The sequence below is a fragment of the Desulfocapsa sulfexigens DSM 10523 genome, assembly GCF_000341395.1.
Taxonomy (GTDB): Bacteria; Desulfobacterota; Desulfobulbia; order Desulfobulbales; family Desulfocapsaceae; genus Desulfocapsa; species Desulfocapsa sulfexigens.
Genome location: NC_020304.1, coordinates 47,497 through 65,724 on the forward strand (window position 1 = coordinate 47,497; position 18,228 = coordinate 65,724).

Below are 18,228 nucleotides of genomic sequence, written 5' to 3' on the forward strand. Positions count from 1 at the left end.
TTGCTTATACAGCTTACCACGAAATTTAAACCCGGGTAAACCAGATTCTCTAAATTCTCAGTTCCTCCTTATCCTATGTCAAAAATTCGTGTCCTTCCTGAACAACTTGCCAATCGCATTGCTGCAGGTGAAGTGGTGGAACGCCCGGCTTCGGTTGTTAAAGAACTCATTGAAAACAGTCTGGATGCAGGTGCCACCAGAATTGAAATTGAAGTTGAGGATGGTGGGACACGACTGATCCGGATCATTGACAACGGTGAAGGCATGGATGAGGACGACGTCCTTCTCTGCCTGGAGCGCCATGGCACGTCAAAAATCCTCGCCGATGCTGATCTTGAGGCCATCAACTCCCTGGGCTTTCGCGGTGAAGCAATCCCTTCTATCTCTTCAGTCTCACGAATGACCATCACTTCAAGGGAACAATCTGCAGATTTTGGCACTACAGCCGTTCTGAATTACGGAAAGCTTTATAAAATCCACGAAACCGGATCTGCACGCGGAACCATCGTTGAAATAAGAAATTTGTTCGGAAACACTCCTGCCCGAAGAAAATTCCTCCGCACCAAACGTACTGAGCTGGGACACATTGATGAAGTTGTTAAAAATTACGCCCTTGCGGCACCTCAGGTTGCCTTTATCCTCCGAATTGACACCAGGCAGACACTGCATCTGGACCATAGCCAGGGCCTTGCCCAGCGTCTTGCCACCGTTTTGCACTACAGCGGCTCTTTTATCGAAATCGGCTACTCCGAACCCGGTAGTTCCCTGCCACGCCTCAGCGGTCTTCTGGTGCCACCCGACTCACCTCTGACCGGATCTGCCCGTATAAAAATACTGGTTAACGGGAGATCTGTTAAAGACAGGATGCTTACCCACGGCGTTGCTGAAGGATTACGCGGCTTTCTTATGAAAGGACGAAATCCCGCTGGCCTTCTCCACCTCCACCTTGACCCGGCCGACGTTGACGTTAACGTTCATCCAACCAAACAGGAAGTACGATTCAGACGAAGCAGAGACATACATCAGCTTATCGTCCAGGCCATTCAGCAGGGCATGCAGGGGTATCAACAAACCCTGAAGAGTTCTTTTTTCAAATCTCCAGCCGCTGCAGTATCCCACCCCGAATCATCCAGCAAAGGAAAGCCCTACACCGCCCCTTCTGTTGTGCCACTTCAGACGGTAATCAAAACAGAAGAGCAGATTAAAACAGTGATACCGGAGACCTTTCCGACTGTCACCACATCTACTGCAGAACCGCTCCCGCAAATAGAAAGATCAACGACAACATCACTGCAAAACCAGTCGCCAAGACCGACCCCTCTGCCACAGGAACCCCAGGGACACGGTCTGAAGATTATTGGCCAGTACGACAAACTCTATATTTTCTGCCAGTCAAGCGACGGCCTGGTTGTCATTGACCAGCATGCGGCACATGAACGTCTGCTTTTCGAAAAACTCAAAAAACAATTTCTCAAGGGAAATATCACCCGCCAGACTCTCCTCTTTCCGGAAACCATCGAACTCTCCGTGGTAGACACCGCCAAGGTTGAACAGTACGGTCAGGAGATTGACAAGATGGGATTTACAATACGTGAATTCGGCGGTAATTCCTATGTTATTTCTGCAGTCCCCGCCCTGGGAAATCATCTTGCCCCTGCTGAACTGTTTTTCGATATCCTGGAACAGTTCGGTAGCCCGACAGGCAATCAACGAAAGGGCTCACTCCTCGAAGATGTTCTTGCCTCAATGGCCTGCAAAGCTGCGATAAAATCGGGAGATGCACTCTCATTAAAAGAAATCGAGGCACTCCTTGACAGCATGGCGCGTGCCGATCTCTTTTCCCACTGTCCTCATGGGAGGCCTGTACTGAAGCAGTTCACGGAAACGGAAATAAAAAAATGGTTTCACCGCTCCTGATGCATTTTTTCCAGAAAAAAAAGACTCTCTTCCTCCTTATCCTTCTCTGCATGTTATGTAGTGCCTGCGCTAAACCACCCGTAAGCAGGTTAATGGAAACCACTGCCTATTGCGGCTGCTCAAAATGCTGTTCCTGGGAACGCGGATCCTGGGCCTACCTGAAGCTGGATTTCTGGAATCGGTACGTAAGTGCAGGAAAAGGAGCAGGAAGGGATTATACCGGACAGACAGCCAGCGGCTCCTATCCAAATGAGCCCGAAGAGGGCTTTTTCTCGATGGACACCATACAGCGACCATGGATGATCCCGACCCGACTGATTTTCTTTCCCTGGTATTTTCTCCCGGAAGATGGAACCATAGCAGCCGATACCAGGTATTATCCTTTCGGGACACGAATGTATGTTCCAGGCTGGGGCTGGGGGGAAGTAGAAGATCGCGGCGGAGCTATTAAAGGACCGGACCGAATTGATCTCTACTTTGATTCCCATTCGGACGCACTGCTGTGGGGACGACGCAAACTTTCAGTAATAATAGAGAAACCTTAAAAAAACACACTATGAAAAAACAACATATAAAAATTATAGGGGGCGGACTCGCTGGATGTGAAGCCGCATGGCAGGCGGCACAGCAGGGAATTGCCGTTCATCTCTACGAAATGAAGCCACAGAAATTCAGTCCGGCGCACAGCTCATCATCCTTGGCGGAACTCGTCTGCAGCAATTCTCTCCGCTCCAACTCCCCAACGTCCGCTGTCGGATTACTGAAAGAGGAGATGCGAATCATGGGCTCTCTCCTCATTCAGGTTGCCGATGAAACTGCTGTTCCTGCTGGCCAGGCTCTTGCCGTAAACAGGGAGGATTTTGCTACCAGAGTAACGGAGAAAATCACTGCCCACCCTCTCGTCACCATCCATCACGAGGAGCAGACAGAACTCAATCCAGACTCTGACACTCCAATTATTTTAGCCACCGGCCCCCTAACCTCTGAAGCCATGACGGAATCATTGGTAAAACTCACAGGAAAAGAGCGTCTCGCCTTCTATGATGCCATTGCTCCCATTGTTTCCAAAGAATCACTCAACATGGACATTATTTACTCCAAATCCCGCTGGCAGGATGGCCCTGGAGATTACCTGAACTGTCCCTTTGACAAGGAAGAATACCTCGCTTTTATTGATGCACTGGGAAAGGGCAAGACGGTACCACTTAAGAGCTTCGAAGACGAGAAGTACTTCGAGGGTTGTCTGCCGATTGAAGTAATGCGGGCAAGGGGTGAGGAAACACTGCGTTTTGGGCCAATGAAGCCTGTGGGGTTGCGTAATCCCAACACTGGCCAGGACCCGTACGCGGCGGTTCAGTTACGCATGGAAAACAGGGAAGGAACTATATACAACCTGGTCGGCTTCCAGACAAAGCTCACCTATCCTGAACAAAAGCGTATTTTCAGAATGATCCCGGGGATGGCAAATGCTGACTTTGTCAGACTTGGGTCAATTCACCGTAACACTTTTGTCTGTGCTCCGGAAGTCCTGGAGCCAGACCTGCAGTTAAAGAATGCTCCAAATATCTATCTTGCAGGACAGCTCTCAGGTGTTGAGGGCTACGTTGAGTCAATTGCAATGGGTATGCTTGCTGGACTCAATGCAGCCAGATCCATTTTGGAAAAAGTCGTTATTGCGCCACCACCCGAAACAGCCCTTGGGGCTCTTATAGGTCATCTCACCCGGTCAGATCCGAAGTGTTTTCAACCGTCAAATGTCAATTTTGGTCTTTTCCCTTCCTGGGAAAAAAAAGTTCCGAAAAAGTTGCGCGGAGAAAAACGCAATGAACAGTCAATGACAGCGTTGCACCTGTGGCGGGAGCAACTTGGACTGACACCAAGCTAATAGTACAACTTACACATCCCCATTTTCTGTTTTTCCACGGAGTTTCCATATCCTTGCAAGTACCGGCGGATGGCTGTAATGGAAGAAGACCATCGCCGGATGGGGGGTAAGATTTGACAAATTGGCGACAGAGAGCTTTTTCAGCCCGCTAACCAGTGCTGCGCCACGGCTGGGAGAATCTGCAGCATAGCGATCTGCCTGATACTCATGTTTTCGTGAAAGAACATTCACCAGAATTCCAAGAAGAAGATTCAGTGGAGAAAAAATAAAGGAAAAAATAATCAACGCACCATAAATGGAGACATGCTCCATCTGAAAAGCTGCAAAGAGCTTTTCATTGCCAATAAAAAGGGAAAGGAGGAAAAAGAGGAGGCCGGTATGGCAAACAGAAATCACCATCATTTTGAAGATATGTCGATGTTTGTAGTGTCCCATTTCATGGGCAAGAACGGCAACGACTTCATCTTCATCAAGTTTCTCAAGGAGGGTGTCGTAAAAGACGATTTTCCTGAATTTTCCAAAACCAGTGAAAAATGCGTTGAGTTTAGTAGATCTTTTTGATCCATCCATGGTGTAGATTCCCTGGATGTTAAATGCAGCACTTTTGGCAAACGCGAGTACCTTTTCCTTCAATGTTCCATCTTCGAGGGGAATAAATTTATTAAAAAGTGGCATAATCAGGACAGGCGCAAGAAATTGTAGAACAATACTGATCAGTGTCAGTCCTATCCAGCAGTACACCCAGGCAAGATCCCCAGCAGTCTCAAAGAACCAGAGGATTAGGTAAAGAACCGGCACTCCAAGAAGCACACTGAGAAAAAGTGCTTTTAGAATATCGGCACAGTATGTCTTTATGGTTGTTTTATTGAAACCAAATTGTTCTTCAATAACAAAGGTTGAATAGAAACTGAAAGGAAGAGAAAGCAGGGAACTGAGCAAGAGGAGAAGAGCGATATAGACGACACCGCTGACAATTGATCCCAGTTGAAAACTACGAACAAAGAGATCAACCGAATTAAAACCTCCGACCAAAAGGAAACCAAGTACAAACAGGGTACTGACAGTAGATTCTATCAGGCCAAACTGGCTTGTCGCCCTGGTATACTCCTGGGATTTACGATATTCCTCTCTATCAAATACATCCTGAAACTCCTTCGGCACCTCATTTAGCAAAGCCTTGATATTGAGGTATGACAAAAACAGTTCCAGAAGATAATTCCCGACAAGGATTACAAGTATAAAGAGCAACCAGCTATTCGTTTCCATAGATTCAGCAAATACTTTGATTGTTATTCCGACAACAAACAAAAAAAGGCCGTTACAGTAAACTCTGCAACGGCCCTTCCCATCATGTACAGACGATTTTATTTCTTCTGTTCCTTACGATCTGGACAGGTACGTTTCAGCAACTTGTTGACACTGATCCGCATCCGGTCAATGGAATTAGCAAGTCCACCTATCTCATCGTTTGAATCGGTATGAATAGAATCACAAAGATTTTTACCAATACTGATATCCTTGGCTGCATCTGACAGGTGGATAATAGGCGCCACAACCGATCTATCAAGAAAAACCCATATACAGATAATTGTTACCAGCAGACAGCCAATACCGACAAAGAAGATCTTCATAGCAGACTGCTTGGCATCTGCAAGCGTCTTTGAAATGGAAATATAAATGATGGATGTTCCAACGGTAGAGTCCATCTTCCAGTTGTAGCCATTCTCAGTACCATAAATATCACGCTGATCAGCAGGGGCATCGGCAGGGTCACCATGACAGGTCAAACAAAACGCCTTATCGACCTTAATGGGCTTTGCTGTATAAAAATACTTTTTACCGTCCTTATCCATGACACCTTGCTGCTCGGTTGCTTGAGGATTGGAGGCAAAGTACTGAATAACACCCTCCTCTTGCGCATTGGCTTTATTATCTGGCCAGAGAGGATCGAGAGTTGCCTGTTTGAAAATATATCCTTCCAGTGTTTCCTGAAAAATCTCATATTCCATACGATTGACAACAAACCTGGACATGAGCTCTGGTATAAAGGTGTCTCTATCGTCTATAAGATCTTTAATGAGAGGGTATTGGTCTTTACCAAAAAACGTGGAACTGGCTTCAATATAATTATAAATAATCTCGCCTTTGCTTTTAGCTTCAGCAATGGCACTCTGCCGACTGAGCATATAGCTTGTATACCCAATGGCTATAGTCGCCAACAGACTCAATACTGTGATAATGATAATAAACTTTGACCGTATCCCCATTTCTTGCATCCTCCATACCTTCGTTTTTCCCTAACAAGTTTTTCATTACTACTTGCTGAATTTAGGGCAAGTATAGCACCTCTTCTTTTAAATGAAAGCAAGAAATCGAAAAACTTATTGTTTTTTCAGGACCTTCAAAGCAATAAACGAAATTCTTTAACTGCTCCATTCTCTCCCTCTACACGCCTTTCTCCTTGACAAACATGCCTAAGCTCTACTAAAAATAGGTTAGGAGAAAGGAAATTCTTTGATTAAGAATAGTTACCATATGAATATGAAGTTTCTTCGGGGAGAAACCATGATAAAGCGTTACACCATGATCGGTCTTGCTGGCGCAGTGCTTTCAGCGCAGGTGTTCACAGGGACAGCATTTGCTGGACAAACAGCATTGTCACAGGAAGAACTTATAAATGAAATCAACATGTTGAAAAACATTGTTCTGGATCTCAACGAACGTCTTGCCGGAGCAGAAGAGATGCTCCAGATGTCTCTTGAGATGAAAGAACAGCAGGATGCTCAAGTTGCGGATGTTGTAGAGGTTGTTGATGAACTTGACGAACGACTTGGTGACGCCGAAAAACATACCGCACTGGACAGAGTTACCATGGGTGTAGAACTTCAGACCCAGCTCAACTCCATTCATATGGACGTAGCAACCATGCCTGCAGCCAGTCAAATAATGATTGGTCAGATGGCTGTTGCAGGGTCACAGTTCTCCTCAGCTGAAATGGCCCAGATCCAGCAGATGATGAAACAGCAGGGGACTGAAAAACAATCTATTGATAATGATGCTCTTTTCACCAGTCGCATCCGTCTGGATCTTAAAGCAAAACCAGCCAACTCCCTTTCCTTTGTCGGACGTCTCTCAGCAGCCAAAGTTTTCGGCGATTCTACGGGAGTCAAATGGTACAATGGTGGCCCCAATGCAGTCACAATGGATGGCAACATCCACAGTAATGGTAGTGACTCAGCCCTCCGTGTAGAGCGTGCCTTCTTTACCTATTTTGGCGATATGGGTGACGTTCCCTATCACTTCTCCCTAGGCAGGCGTCCCGCACTCGGTGGTGCCCCTGCTGAATTTTCAACATCCAGTATGGTTGGTGGCTCCCCCATGGCCCATGGTATCAACTGGCAGTTTGATGGTGCCTCCCTTGGTTTCGGCCTTGCCGACATAACAGGAATTCCTGGAGCGAACTTCAAACTATGCTGGGGGGTTGGCTTTGAGTCCGGAGTCGGTTCAGGAAACTCCTACTCCATGTCCTACAATTCTGACATCGATGACATGCAGTTTGGAGGATGGATTGCCAATCTGTACCAAGATGAAAACACTACAATAACAAACATGTATGCCCATGCGGCAAACGTAACCGATGGATTCTCCGGTCTCGTTGTTACCCCCTTCACTTTGAATGGCCAGGATCTTAATGGTGACGGACAATACGACCAATTTCAAATGAACGCCAATGATGGCGCCTATATCAGCCGTACAGAACCTACTGCTAATATCGGCTCCATTGACATCGTCACCCTGCTTGCACAATCAAAATTTGCCCAGGTTGATTTTTTTGTTGATTTGGCCATGAGCCATGCCAGACCTTCAGGACTTTCAGCAAACCCAACCATGCAACTCCTTGGTACTGACGCTCTACTTAACTCCAACGGAGAACAAAATGACCGTACTGGTTACTCTATCTGGGCCGGTGTCAAAACTGAGCTTCCATGGCAGGCAAGCATTGGATTTGAGTACAACTGGGGTTCAGAATACTGGATCGGCTTCACAGGCGGTGAAGACAATCCTGCCGGCTCCAAACTAGCTACCCGTGGATCCGTTTATGAGGTCTTCTATAACCATCCAATGGTAGAGAACAAGCTCACTCTTTCCATCGGAGCCCAGTACTATGACTACGACTACTCAGGAAGTGGTAATCCCATGGGCGCACCTGTTAAAATTGGAGAGCTGAGTGCACTTGATGCCTTTCTCCCTGTTACTGAAAGTATGTGGAACTATTACATGAACCTTGTGTATCGCTGGTAAGCCACTATAAAAAACAAAACATGGCCATTGAAGTAACCGGAGCGGTATAAGAGCCGTAACGAAATTGATATAAATGTCTATGGTATTTCGTAACGGCTTCTAAGTTCTTCCTACTTGAGACTTTTTATCACCGCACAAAGGGGGCAGGCCGAAATTTTCGACCTGCCCCCTTTTTTTGCTAATCACCTTAGAAAAACGTTCTCAATATAATTCATAGCTGGAGATATACATGCTCTCTGCCAAAAAAGCTGTTTTCTTTATCATTCCCTTGCTCGGCCTTTCCTTCGCACCTGCAAACATCGTCAAGGGAGCAGAGCTCAGTCAATGCGCTCTTTGTCATACAGATCCTGAGTTAATAGACGAATTAACAGAAGAAGCCATCATGTATGGCGAGGGAGATCCTGAAATTTCCTCCAGACAGATAGGTAATGGATATGGTGTAAAACAGGCACCATTTGATCTTTATGAAAAAATCCTAGTAAGCGAGTCTTTTCTCTCCTCCACTCATGGACAAATCCCCTGTCAACTCTGCCACCTCGGAAATCCTGACAGCAATGATCCGGCAACCGCCCACGCCGGAATGCTGAGAGATCCAAGTCTCAGCAGTACGGAAACATGTGGCCAGTGTCATGAAGACATCGTCTCAAAGGCTATCAACTCACTACACATGAACGCCACCCCACTGTACGCATCTCTTGAAAAAAGATGCAGCAGGGAACAAATGGATAGTATGAAGGAATCCACTCTTCAAAAGCAGTGCCTTAGTTGCCACCAGGGAAGCTGTGGATCATGTCATGTCAGTAGGCCTGCCGTTTCTGGAGGTGGCCTGCGACAGGGGCATATTTTCAAGAAAAAACCTGACTTTGTTGACCAGTGCCTTCCCTGCCATACCTCCCCTACCGGTAATGATTTCATTGGCAAAAACGGGAAAGGCGATGTGCACTATCGCAAACACCAAATGACCTGCTCCGGTTGCCATTCCGGGCCTGAATTACATGCCTCCGCCGGGAAAGCAACAAACAGATATCATTTTGACCAGCGTCCCCAGTGTATCGACTGCCACACAGACATCTCCACTGGCCCGATTCCCGAGCATGTCACTCATAAGAATGTTTCATGCTATGTATGCCATGCAGCACCTTATCAAAATTGCACATCCTGTCACATCGGCTTAGATGAGAACGGTGTTTCCTATTCACAATCCTCTCCCCCAAAGCAGAATTTCAAGATTGGACTGAATCCAGACAAAAAAGGTGCGCGTTATGTTCTCATGCGCGAAGTAGGCATTCATCGAGACACCTTTAAAAATGATATTGGAAAGATGAAGCGATTCTCAGCCCTTCCCACTTACAAAATGGCAACACCCCACACAATCCAGCGGCGGACTTGGCAGACTGCAGATTGTAATCACTGCCATGGAAACAAAGACCTTTTCCTGACGCAGGATACTGTGCCCTTTGACGCCATTGTAGCCAACAACCATGTCCTGCTAAAGTCCACCGATATCCCAGAAAAAGTTCAGACAAAACGTTCGTTTATCCTTTCCCCAACCCATCCCGACCCAGCCATGCGGGTTTCCGCGGACTGGTTAAAAAAACATTATAAGGATAAAAATCTTGTCATTCTAGATACCCGGACCAAAGCACAATACGAAAAAGGACACATTCCAGGAGCCTATCACCTCTGTTTCTGTCTCTTTAGAACAGGAGCCGAAGCTACTCCACCATACATGATGCTATCTCCTCAAGAGCTCGCCAAAACTTTAGGCGGTCCGCGTCTTGGACTTTCCCCAGATACCCGCGTGGTTCTCTACGATGATGGGCACAGTGGTCGTGGTATAGTTTTTCTGGCATTACAGATGATTGGCCATCAGAAAATCTCCTTTCTCGATGGCAATATCTCTTCATGGGAACAGAGTGGTTTCACCCTTGCTAAGGGAAAAGCACCTCAGGCAAAGGTGAACGATTATCCTGTTAAGGCTACAAACCCTCTTGTGGACAACCATGGTATTATCGAACTCATGGGTTCCGGACAGGCTATAGTGGTTGATGTCCGCAATGCTGCCCAGCACAATGGTCATATGAAACGATCTGATATCACGAAGAAAGGAGGTTCCATCCCGGAATCTCTGAGCTTTCCATTACAGACTGTCGTTGACGGTGAAGGAATGATTCATTCTGATGAGCGTTTATCCTGGTTGCTCTCCACAGCCGGCATAAACCAGTCTCGAGAAAAAAAGATCATTGTAACCTGCAATACGAATATGCTGGCTGCAGAGTTCTATATGATACTGACCTACCTCGGATACGACAACGTCAGAATCCACGATGGCTCATGGGCTGAATGGTCTGCAGAATTTCAATAAAATTGGAGTATTAGTTTTTCTACCCCACCTGAAACAGGCCCCACAGGCGACAGGCAAGAACATCCAGCGGGTAGTCTGAACTCAAGGAAAACTTTCCAAATTCTCTCCTTCCCCAAATAAAAAAGGCCCCCTCCCTGATCCAGGAAGGGGGCCTTTTTTACAACAGAATACCAGCTAATTTTCTCTATTCACAAGTCTTGGGCTTTTCAGCATCAAGTGCGTACTGCCGAAAAAACTGATGGAGATGCTCCAGCTGTGCGATGGAGTAATTATAGCTATCAAATTCTGGCATAGCCTTTTTTAACTTCTTAAAGTCATTGGTAAAGAAACGATCCCATGCCTTCTTGGTGCGATCAGCAGGAGACAGTATAGGGGCATTATTTTTCTTGTGACAGGCCAGGCATTTTCGGAAGATATAACGTCCCTTACCGGCATTACCCGCATCCATATCGAACTTTTCCTGGTTCGTGGCACTGGTCTTACTGGCAGCTTTCTTCATCGCCGAGGAGGACTGTGTTGTTGTTCTCTGGGGCATGGCAGCGACAGCAGCACTTCCTGAATTATTTTTCACTGCAGTATCAACAAGATAACGATGAATATTCTCCAGCTGTCTATCATTAATTCCAACAGCAGAGAAATCATGATCCATCTCCCTTAATTTCTTGTAATCGTTAGCAAAAAAGACTTCCCACGCCTCAGCACTCCGTTCCTGAGGCTGTAAAGATGTCAGTCCTTTTTCCTTATGACATGAGCGACAGGTCTGAATAGCATACTTCCCCCAAAGGGCATTCCCGCCCATAGAATCAAAGGCAGCCTGAGAATCCTGTACTGCAACAAACAACAAGCCAGCAACCATGGCTGACGCAAACATTTTCATAAATCACTCCTCAGAAAAACGTTTTTTTATTCACAATGCCCTGCAAAAGGTCATTTTTTCTACAATAAGAAAGATACATGACTGCAGACAAATTACCAAGTAAATTTACTCCCTTTCTCTGCTATTCGTTATATTTTCCACCTGACTGCCTTTCAATAAAGCCCCAATAGGGGTAATCCACCTCATATTCTGCAATCAGCCCGGGACTATGCTCTCTGCTGGCAACAAGCCAGAGTTTATTTCTTCGTCTCTGCTCGGTCACAGAACTGAGTGGGTCCCAATCCGGATACAGCACCATGGCGTTATCAGCACTGTACTCTATATCACCTGAACCCTTAAAAACCCCAAGATGCGGCGTTTCCTTATAGCTCTTCCCATCCCCCCTGGAAAGTTCTGAAATAACAAGGAAAGAGACGTTCAATTCATCACGAATGGATTCCATTTGTCTCAGCCAGGCATCAATACCTGTTCTTCGTTCTGAAAAATCCTTAAATGGTAACTTATGCAGGCTATCTATTACGACAATTGTATAATCGCTATGGGTCTCATGGTGGATAAAATCAATATGACGACGCATAATTTCCGGAGTTACCTGCCTGTCATTGATAACCCTGAAAAACTGCAGCATCTCTTGAAGGCGTTCGCAGGCCCCCCTATATCGTGCCGCCTCGTCAGGGCTGAAAGATCCTTTCCGTATTGCCTCTGAAGAGAGTTGACTCAAGCGGCAAAGCGTACGATGATACAGTTTCTGACGACCATTTTCGAAGTCATAATACAATACCGGAATGTTGCGCAATGCCATATCAGTGGCTATCTGGATCAAAAAAGTGGACTTCCCTGACTTTGGCGCTCCACCTACGACATTAATACCGTGAACGCCATCAAGAGCGTCGTCGAAGAGTGGAAATCCTGTTCTAAGAGCCATGTAGGAGGATCCCCCCTCCATGGAAAGCTGTTCCTGGAAATGCGCATATTCCCGCGATGGAGTCGTGAAAGGAGAAAAGGCCCTGGCACCCTGAATCAACGCAGAAACAGCAGCACGAAACTGCTTGCCTTTATCTTTTGCCAGCTGGCATAGAGTGTAATCTTTTGCCAATCCAACGGGCCACCTGAATGGTCGCACCTTATACCCTATACGAGCGGCGAGTTTTCGCATACTTGCTTCAGCCTCGGCACTGTTACTGGTAACTAGAAAAAGGGTTTTGATAAAAGCAAACCTCTGCGGATCGATACTCTCAAGCACATGAGAGTCGGGCACTGCTACAGCAGGGTATCCTAATTGCTTTAAGGCGAGAAGTGTCTCTTCCCCTTCACAGAGAAAAAGGCTGCCATTTTCACAACGATTTATGTCCTCCACATTAAAAATCTGATACTCCTCACTAAAGAACTGTTCATTACCATGCCAGAAATAATCATCCTGACGGTCAGGAAAGACACAACGGGCAGCGTAGCAGTTTCCATCCTCCTGGAAATAGGGAAAAACAATATAGCGTCCATTGAAGCCAACATGCAATTGAGACAGAGCATCCTGCCCTATCCCTTTCTCACTAAAGCGATCCAGCAGTGGTTCTGTGAAATTCCCCTCATAGGATTGTATCTCAAGATTTCTATTTGCGGAGGGATAGTCAGCGGTGCTTAGAATTGGTTCCCGGTCAGGGTCATAACCAGGAACCTTAGCAAGATCGATACCTGACAGCTTAGCAAACCAGAGAGGAAAGCCACCGGGGACACAGTTGTTCAGACAACGAAAATAACCATGAAAGAAACCGCTCTTTTTGAGGAAAACAACTAATCGATCATGGGGGTCAAATCCCCTTTCGTGACAAAAGGGACAATCGGCGGTCAGATGTTTTTTTTCGCCCCTGGCATTTACAAGATTACGCTGGTAGAATTCCGCAACACTATCATTCAGCTCAGTTACCATTAATAAGATCCGTCATTTTCTTAGCTTCAAGTTCAGTGTCAAAACTGATGTGAACAGAACGGCCAGGCTCAGCAGAGTACAGGTTACGCACGGCAACAACGGTTCCGGAAAGACTCACCTGTTTTTCGTGTCCTTCACTATCACTAAAAAAAATCTTCACTTGACGCCCAAGAAGCGTTCGTGCCTGTTTCCGCTGGGTTATCCTCGACAGAAATGACAATCCTCCTGTGGAGATATCACTCCCTTCTCCGCGGATAGTCGTATCTGTAAGTTCTCCACTGTCATCGAGCAGGATGATGTGGATTGAATCCGCCAGTGGAATTCTCTCTTCTTGACGCCGTTCAGCACCCGTGCTAAGAAAAAAATCATTCACCTTATCAAATCTAAGACAGTAGTCCTGGATTTTCGCTTCAATGGCTGGATGCTCTTCCCGCCACTCATCTACAGACTTCATGGAAAGAGTGGACAACTCTACGCTCCCCATACTTGCCGCATTCAGAGTCCATACTGAATCATCAAAAAAGGAGGCCCCACCAAAGACATTTCCAGGACCAACCGTCTTCACCAGCGTTTCATTCTCTTTTTCGTTAAAATAGAGTTTCACCCGTCCCTTATTCACAAAGAAAAGACGCCACTGGGGATCCCCCTGTTTAACAATAATGGTCTCTGTAGGGTAGGTTTCATGTTCCAGAGAATGATACAAAACATTAAATTCCTCCGTCGTCAGCAGGTCATACAAATCCGACCAGATAAGGATATGCCCCTGATCAATTGAATTACTTTTGGCATCTTCTATAATTTCTGCGGCCCTGATAATCTCAGCCAACGCCATAGCATCTATATCAATCAGACGGAGACGTAATGCTTCTGCCTCATTAAATTTTCTCAATTGGGCCGTTTTTTCAATCAGTGCACTAAGTATTTTTTTCGCAGATTCCGCCTTGTCCTTACCCAGTAAGGCGTACACTTCACGTTCTTCCGGGTAATCTGTAATTGGCTCGTATTCTTTCTCAACAGGAGGCGGTACGCTCTTTACCACAGATTCCACTGCGGCAGTTCTAGCCTCCTGGTGCTTCTCTACCCTGGCATCCAGGCCACTCCTTTGTGAGTTCTCCTTCTCCTCAATAAGGGCAACTGCCAGTTTTGCAGCACGAACACTCTCCTGACCAAACTGGTTGCGACCACCATCAATGATACTCTGCAGCGGTACCAAGGCCATCGAGGAGTCAGTGGCCCCAAGTGTTTTACTGATTTCCAGGGCCAATGTTTTCTTATCTGCCCCTCCGTAAAAACTGCATTCGCTCAACAAACCTGCAAGAGGCTCGACAAGAGATTCATCGGCCAGAGGCCTTAAGTTTCTCACCACCTGAATTTTTGTCTGCACCGCAGATCCAGAAAGAGCTGCCACAAGATATCTTGCAGTGGAAGACTTGCCAATCCGAAGAATACACTGCAGCACCTCCTGCTGAACCCGTAGATCATCATGGGAGGCATAACTCAAAATTTCTTCAACATCTTCTTCTGAACCAGTGACAGCAAGTAAACGAATTATATTTCGTTTCCCATACCATGGCATGGGATCAGGAAGTCGTTCGAGTAGTACGGGAACAAGATCAGCTCCAAGTTCGCTGAGTATCTTCAGGAGACGTATTCGGTCTGCCCGTTTATCGGAAGCAATCAGCGTATCAAGAAGAAAACGTGCAGCCACAGGTCCCTGCATGATTATCTTCCTGCAGATCATCTCATCAACTGGTCTCACAAAACAGCGCTCCAGATATCCCCGGAGAAGAAGCACATCTACATTTTTATCCTGAATGCGACCAACCAGCTTACGTATCTCATCATTTTTTTCAAATGCACCCGAGCGAATATAATAAAAGACATCCAGGATATCCTCGGCCAGACTGTTGTTATCTGAATACCAGGCATGATTCATCATGGCCTGCATGGCAAGCACATTCTTTTCCAGACTCCTGTCAGCCACTTCATTTTCCCGTATCCATGCAAGACAAACAGGGGTCAATTTTTCCAACCAGTCCCAGCGATTCAGACAGGACAGTTTATGGGCCACAGCACCAAGAGCCAGAGCTAACTGTGGACGCAACTCGTGGTCCTTTTTGGCCAGCCCCTTTACCACGTTCTGAATAATAGCTGCGGCCACACTTTCCTTATCGTTGGCCAACAGCTTTTCAATGGTTGCAGGAAGGTTTTGACACACCTCACTGTTTTTCAGGCTTGCCAAGTTCCCCTTTGCAAGAGCTGTAATACCGGATTGGAGCCGTGCCCCCTTTCGTCCACGTTCGGTCTGCTGCAGGATAACTTTGGTTGTTCCCAGGGCAATAACCTGTTTTCCACGCGACGTTGCCGCCAATTTCTCATACGCCTTTGAAATGACCTGTAACTGGGCCATGAACTTATCACTCTTCTTCCCATCATCCTGCTTCTGTTGCCCCTGTATCCACTCAATTACCTTTGTCAGAGTCTCGGTGTCTGTTATCCTGAGCAATGATTTGTAAAAAACTTCCCCAAAGGGGGACGAAAAGTCCTGACAGAGCAGCATAAGAATCACACGTTGATCAAGGTGAGGAGCAAGCAGGGTGGCGGCAGCATCACTCACCTTATTATACTGGTCCTTCGATAGAAGTGAGCTTATAGTGGCAAGCATTTTAGAGAATGCTGGTGCCACGACAACAATGTGATCTTTATGGAGGATTTGCACCAGGGAATACGTAGTGGAGGCTACAATATGAGCACCACTCTCAACAACGTGAAAAATCTCCTCCAGTGTACGTCGAAGGGCACTCTCTTTTTTGCGACCAACAAGGTACAAGATATGCTCCGATCGAACCATACCACCGGACAACTCCTTCAAAATCTGATCAACTTTCCGTTTCTTTCTCTTCTCCTCTTCACTTTCACCGGGCGCCCAATATGCTTCCGGGAAGATTGCTGCAAGCTTAAGAGAATCAATAAAAGCCCTGCTGCCGCCAACTCTGTTTATCTGTTCCGGAGTGGCGCTGAAGACAGAAAGAATCTTTTTAAAAGTAGGTCTGTCGAAACCTTTGGAGAGTACCATTTCATCCAGTTCCATCTTCTGCAACTGGCTACTGAATGTCAGTAACTGGAGGCGCTCCCGTGTCGGATTATCAACGGGCTCTCCATTGAGCAGATATCTGCCATTGAGGAAGGAAAATCGTAACAACTGGTTCTTGCGGAGATAGTGTTTTGTTCCCTGGTAGGCTTTCTCAATGGAATTTCGCACCTGAGAAGACTCTTCCGGGTAAAGACGGAGTGCGGTGGACGCTGCATTAATCAATTTTAATGTTTCAAGACTTTCCTGTTGCCTGTCGCCCTGCGCCATATAAAACACCAAGATTGAAGAGATAATTTACAACTATCCAGCCGAAAATGCGTTTTACAAAATCCCCCAACTTGCCTGGCTCTGAATGACAACGCTGAACATATCGTTCACGCAAACAAACAAAATAAACACAGAAATAAACAGTTAGGACATGAGAATTATTTTCTAGCTACTCCTTACTACGACTTTTCCTACAACCATTGAGCTGCAACGCATTCCCTATCCTATTTAGCTACACGCTATCGGGGCAAAAGTCAAGAAAGACACCTGTTATTCTGCTGGCTTAACAGGATAAAATGGTACAATTTCTCACTTTAATTCCCAAGTAGCTTGTATCGACACAACATCCCAAGGAATTCATAAAGGGGCAAGCCGACAACGTTTGAATAGGAGCCATGAATTTCCCGAACCATAAATGCTCCCTTTCCTTGAATACCATAACTTCCCGCCTTATCCATCGGTTCCCCCGTACGAACATACGCCCGAATCATCTCTTCGGTCACCTCCCAAAAAGATACACCTGTACTCACCAGACTTGTATCACAAACACTCTTAGCTTGATTCTGCAGGCAAACAGCCGTACGCACAATATGCTCCCGACCGGAAAGACGCAACAGCATATCTACTGCATCGTCCTCATTGACAGGCTTTTCGAGCACCATATCATCGAGACAGACAACGGTATCGGCGGCAACAATCCAAAAGCCAGGATATCTTTCAGCCACATACCCGGCCTTCTCTCTAGCCAGGCGTTCAATATAGCTCACAGACGTTTCTGCAGGATACTTACGTTCTTCAATATCCGCCGATACGGCACGCGAGAAAACTCCCAATTCCTCCAGATATGCACGTCTTCTTGGGGACCCGGAGGCCAGGATAATTTCTTCAGCACAAGTAAAAAGTCGAGACATAACAAGTGTCCAGAGGATTGCATTCCAATAAATATTCAGCGAAAAAGTGAAGGATTTCAGTTCCCACACGCCATGACAAAAAAGATTTGTTTGAAAAATATCTTTCCATCGTACACTCTTTTTAGTATTCTTGTCTAAGAGATATTCCCTCACGATCGAAACCGTTTTTTCATTTCAGCCACATCACAAACACTATGCCTGACAACAGCAAGTTCATAACTAGAGACTTTGCAGCTGGGGAAACACTTTTTGCGCAGGATGATGTTGGTGATTGTATTTTCTTCATCATCAATGGCCTGGTGGAAGTGTGTAAAAATACCGACGGAGAAAAGGAAGTCGTTGCCCTCATGTCAAGTGGTGACATCCTCGGTGAAATGGCGGTACTGACAGATGCTCCTCGCTGTGCAAGCGGAATTGCTATAGAACCTACCCGGGTTATCATGGTTAAGGATCGCACCCTGCGTCTTGCACTGCTCAACAATGATCTGCCTATTCTGAAACCTCTTACCAGTCAGCTCATCCTTCGCTTCAAAGAAGCGGAACAGCAGGCAACGTATTATCGTAAGAAATTCAAGAAACTCCAAAAAGAAGTATCTATCCTCAAAGAACAGCTCCTCCAACACGAGATACCTGAAGATAATTAAGGAGTTACTGTTCATTCTAAGAATTTCAAAAGTAGTTATTTT

At 46.1% G+C, this 18,228-nt stretch carries 12 protein-coding genes; 6 read left to right on the top strand and 6 right to left on the bottom strand.

The window, feature by feature from the left end:
• The first annotated feature begins 75 nt into the window (after positions 1-75).
• The 3 genes from mutL to trmFO are packed head-to-tail and all read left to right on the top strand — an operon-like array spanning position 76 to position 3,802.
• Positions 76-1,917, top strand: coding sequence for a DNA mismatch repair endonuclease MutL (gene mutL / locus UWK_RS00200; RefSeq protein ID WP_015402327.1), 1,842 nt, complete (start codon positions 76-78; stop codon positions 1,915-1,917).
• Positions 1,899-2,462: a 3D domain-containing protein gene (locus UWK_RS00205; RefSeq protein ID WP_228130025.1), complete on the top strand. Its 564-nt coding sequence runs from the start codon at positions 1,899-1,901 to the stop codon at positions 2,460-2,462. Before mutL ends, UWK_RS00205 begins: the two co-directional genes overlap by 19 nt.
• Positions 2,463-2,473: 11 nt before the next feature.
• Positions 2,474-3,802, top strand: a complete 1,329-nt coding sequence (trmFO, locus tag UWK_RS00210) for a methylenetetrahydrofolate--tRNA-(uracil(54)-C(5))-methyltransferase (FADH(2)-oxidizing) TrmFO (protein WP_015402329.1) — start codon at positions 2,474-2,476, stop codon at positions 3,800-3,802.
• Positions 3,803-3,811: 9 nt separating this feature from the next.
• On the opposite strand, the gene UWK_RS00215 is transcribed toward trmFO, so the two are convergent.
• On the bottom strand, positions 3,812-5,068 hold the full coding sequence (locus tag UWK_RS00215; protein ID WP_015402330.1) for a M48 family metallopeptidase: 1,257 nt from the start codon (positions 5,066-5,068) through the stop codon (positions 3,812-3,814).
• Between the two features lie 98 nt (positions 5,069-5,166).
• Complete coding sequence (locus UWK_RS00220) at positions 5,167-6,069, bottom strand: c-type heme family protein (RefSeq protein WP_015402331.1); 903 nt, start codon at positions 6,067-6,069, stop codon at positions 5,167-5,169.
• A 298-nt stretch (positions 6,070-6,367) separates the two neighbouring features.
• On the opposite strand from UWK_RS00220, the gene UWK_RS00225 reads away from it, so the two are divergent.
• Both UWK_RS00225 and UWK_RS00230 read left to right on the top strand, forming a co-directional pair.
• Positions 6,368-8,104: a DUF3373 family protein gene (locus UWK_RS00225; protein ID WP_015402332.1), complete on the top strand. Its 1,737-nt coding sequence runs from the start codon at positions 6,368-6,370 to the stop codon at positions 8,102-8,104.
• Positions 8,105-8,333: 229 nt separating this feature from the next.
• The gene (locus UWK_RS00230) at positions 8,334-10,469 is read left to right on the top strand and encodes a rhodanese-like domain-containing protein (RefSeq protein WP_015402333.1); all 2,136 of its coding nucleotides are present in this window, start codon (positions 8,334-8,336) and stop codon (positions 10,467-10,469) included.
• 184 nt (positions 10,470-10,653) lie between these two features.
• Here the strand turns inward: UWK_RS00230 and UWK_RS00235 are convergent, their stop codons facing one another.
• The 4 genes from UWK_RS00235 to UWK_RS00250 all read right to left on the bottom strand — a co-directional run bounded on the left by UWK_RS00235 (position 10,654) and on the right by UWK_RS00250 (position 17,542).
• Positions 10,654-11,346 (bottom strand): c-type cytochrome, encoded by a 693-nt coding sequence (locus UWK_RS00235; RefSeq protein WP_015402334.1) that lies wholly within the window; start codon positions 11,344-11,346, stop codon positions 10,654-10,656.
• Positions 11,347-11,467: 121 nt separating this feature from the next.
• On the bottom strand, positions 11,468-13,270 hold the full coding sequence (locus UWK_RS00240) for a bifunctional DNA primase/helicase (protein WP_015402335.1): 1,803 nt from the start codon (positions 13,268-13,270) through the stop codon (positions 11,468-11,470).
• A complete protein-coding gene (locus UWK_RS00245) occupies positions 13,260-16,631 on the bottom strand; it encodes a cyclic nucleotide-binding domain-containing protein (protein WP_015402336.1) in 3,372 nt (1,123 codons plus the stop codon). The genes UWK_RS00240 and UWK_RS00245 overlap by 11 nt, the downstream gene beginning before the upstream one ends.
• Before the next feature lie 314 nt (positions 16,632-16,945).
• Positions 16,946-17,542, bottom strand: a complete 597-nt coding sequence (locus UWK_RS00250) for a Maf family protein (RefSeq protein WP_015402337.1) — start codon at positions 17,540-17,542, stop codon at positions 16,946-16,948.
• A gap of 194 nt (positions 17,543-17,736) precedes the next feature.
• Between UWK_RS00250 and UWK_RS00255 the strand changes: the two genes are divergently transcribed.
• Positions 17,737-18,186, top strand: coding sequence for a cyclic nucleotide-binding domain-containing protein (locus UWK_RS00255; protein WP_015402338.1), 450 nt, complete (start codon positions 17,737-17,739; stop codon positions 18,184-18,186).
• Positions 18,187-18,228: the final 42 nt, after the last annotated feature.

What these genes read in the sequence shown, in the direction of transcription:
- mutL (WP_015402327.1), top strand. Translation starts at nt 76, where the DNA reads ATGTCAAAAATTCGTGTCCTTCCTGAACAACTTGCCAATCGCATTGCT.
- UWK_RS00240 (WP_015402335.1), bottom strand. Translation starts at nt 13,270, where the DNA reads ATGGTAACTGAGCTGAATGATAGTGTTGCGGAATTCTACCAGCGTAAT.
- UWK_RS00230 (WP_015402333.1), top strand. Translation starts at nt 8,334, where the DNA reads ATGCTCTCTGCCAAAAAAGCTGTTTTCTTTATCATTCCCTTGCTCGGC.
- UWK_RS00235 (WP_015402334.1), bottom strand. Translation starts at nt 11,346, where the DNA reads ATGAAAATGTTTGCGTCAGCCATGGTTGCTGGCTTGTTGTTTGTTGCA.
- UWK_RS00250 (WP_015402337.1), bottom strand. Translation starts at nt 17,542, where the DNA reads ATGTCTCGACTTTTTACTTGTGCTGAAGAAATTATCCTGGCCTCCGGG.
- UWK_RS00225 (WP_015402332.1), top strand. Translation starts at nt 6,368, where the DNA reads ATGATAAAGCGTTACACCATGATCGGTCTTGCTGGCGCAGTGCTTTCA.
- UWK_RS00205 (WP_228130025.1), top strand. Translation starts at nt 1,899, where the DNA reads ATGGTTTCACCGCTCCTGATGCATTTTTTCCAGAAAAAAAAGACTCTC.
- UWK_RS00220 (WP_015402331.1), bottom strand. Translation starts at nt 6,069, where the DNA reads ATGGGGATACGGTCAAAGTTTATTATCATTATCACAGTATTGAGTCTG.
- UWK_RS00215 (WP_015402330.1), bottom strand. Translation starts at nt 5,068, where the DNA reads ATGGAAACGAATAGCTGGTTGCTCTTTATACTTGTAATCCTTGTCGGG.
- UWK_RS00245 (WP_015402336.1), bottom strand. Translation starts at nt 16,631, where the DNA reads ATGGCGCAGGGCGACAGGCAACAGGAAAGTCTTGAAACATTAAAATTG.
- trmFO (WP_015402329.1), top strand. Translation starts at nt 2,474, where the DNA reads ATGAAAAAACAACATATAAAAATTATAGGGGGCGGACTCGCTGGATGT.
- UWK_RS00255 (WP_015402338.1), top strand. Translation starts at nt 17,737, where the DNA reads ATGCCTGACAACAGCAAGTTCATAACTAGAGACTTTGCAGCTGGGGAA.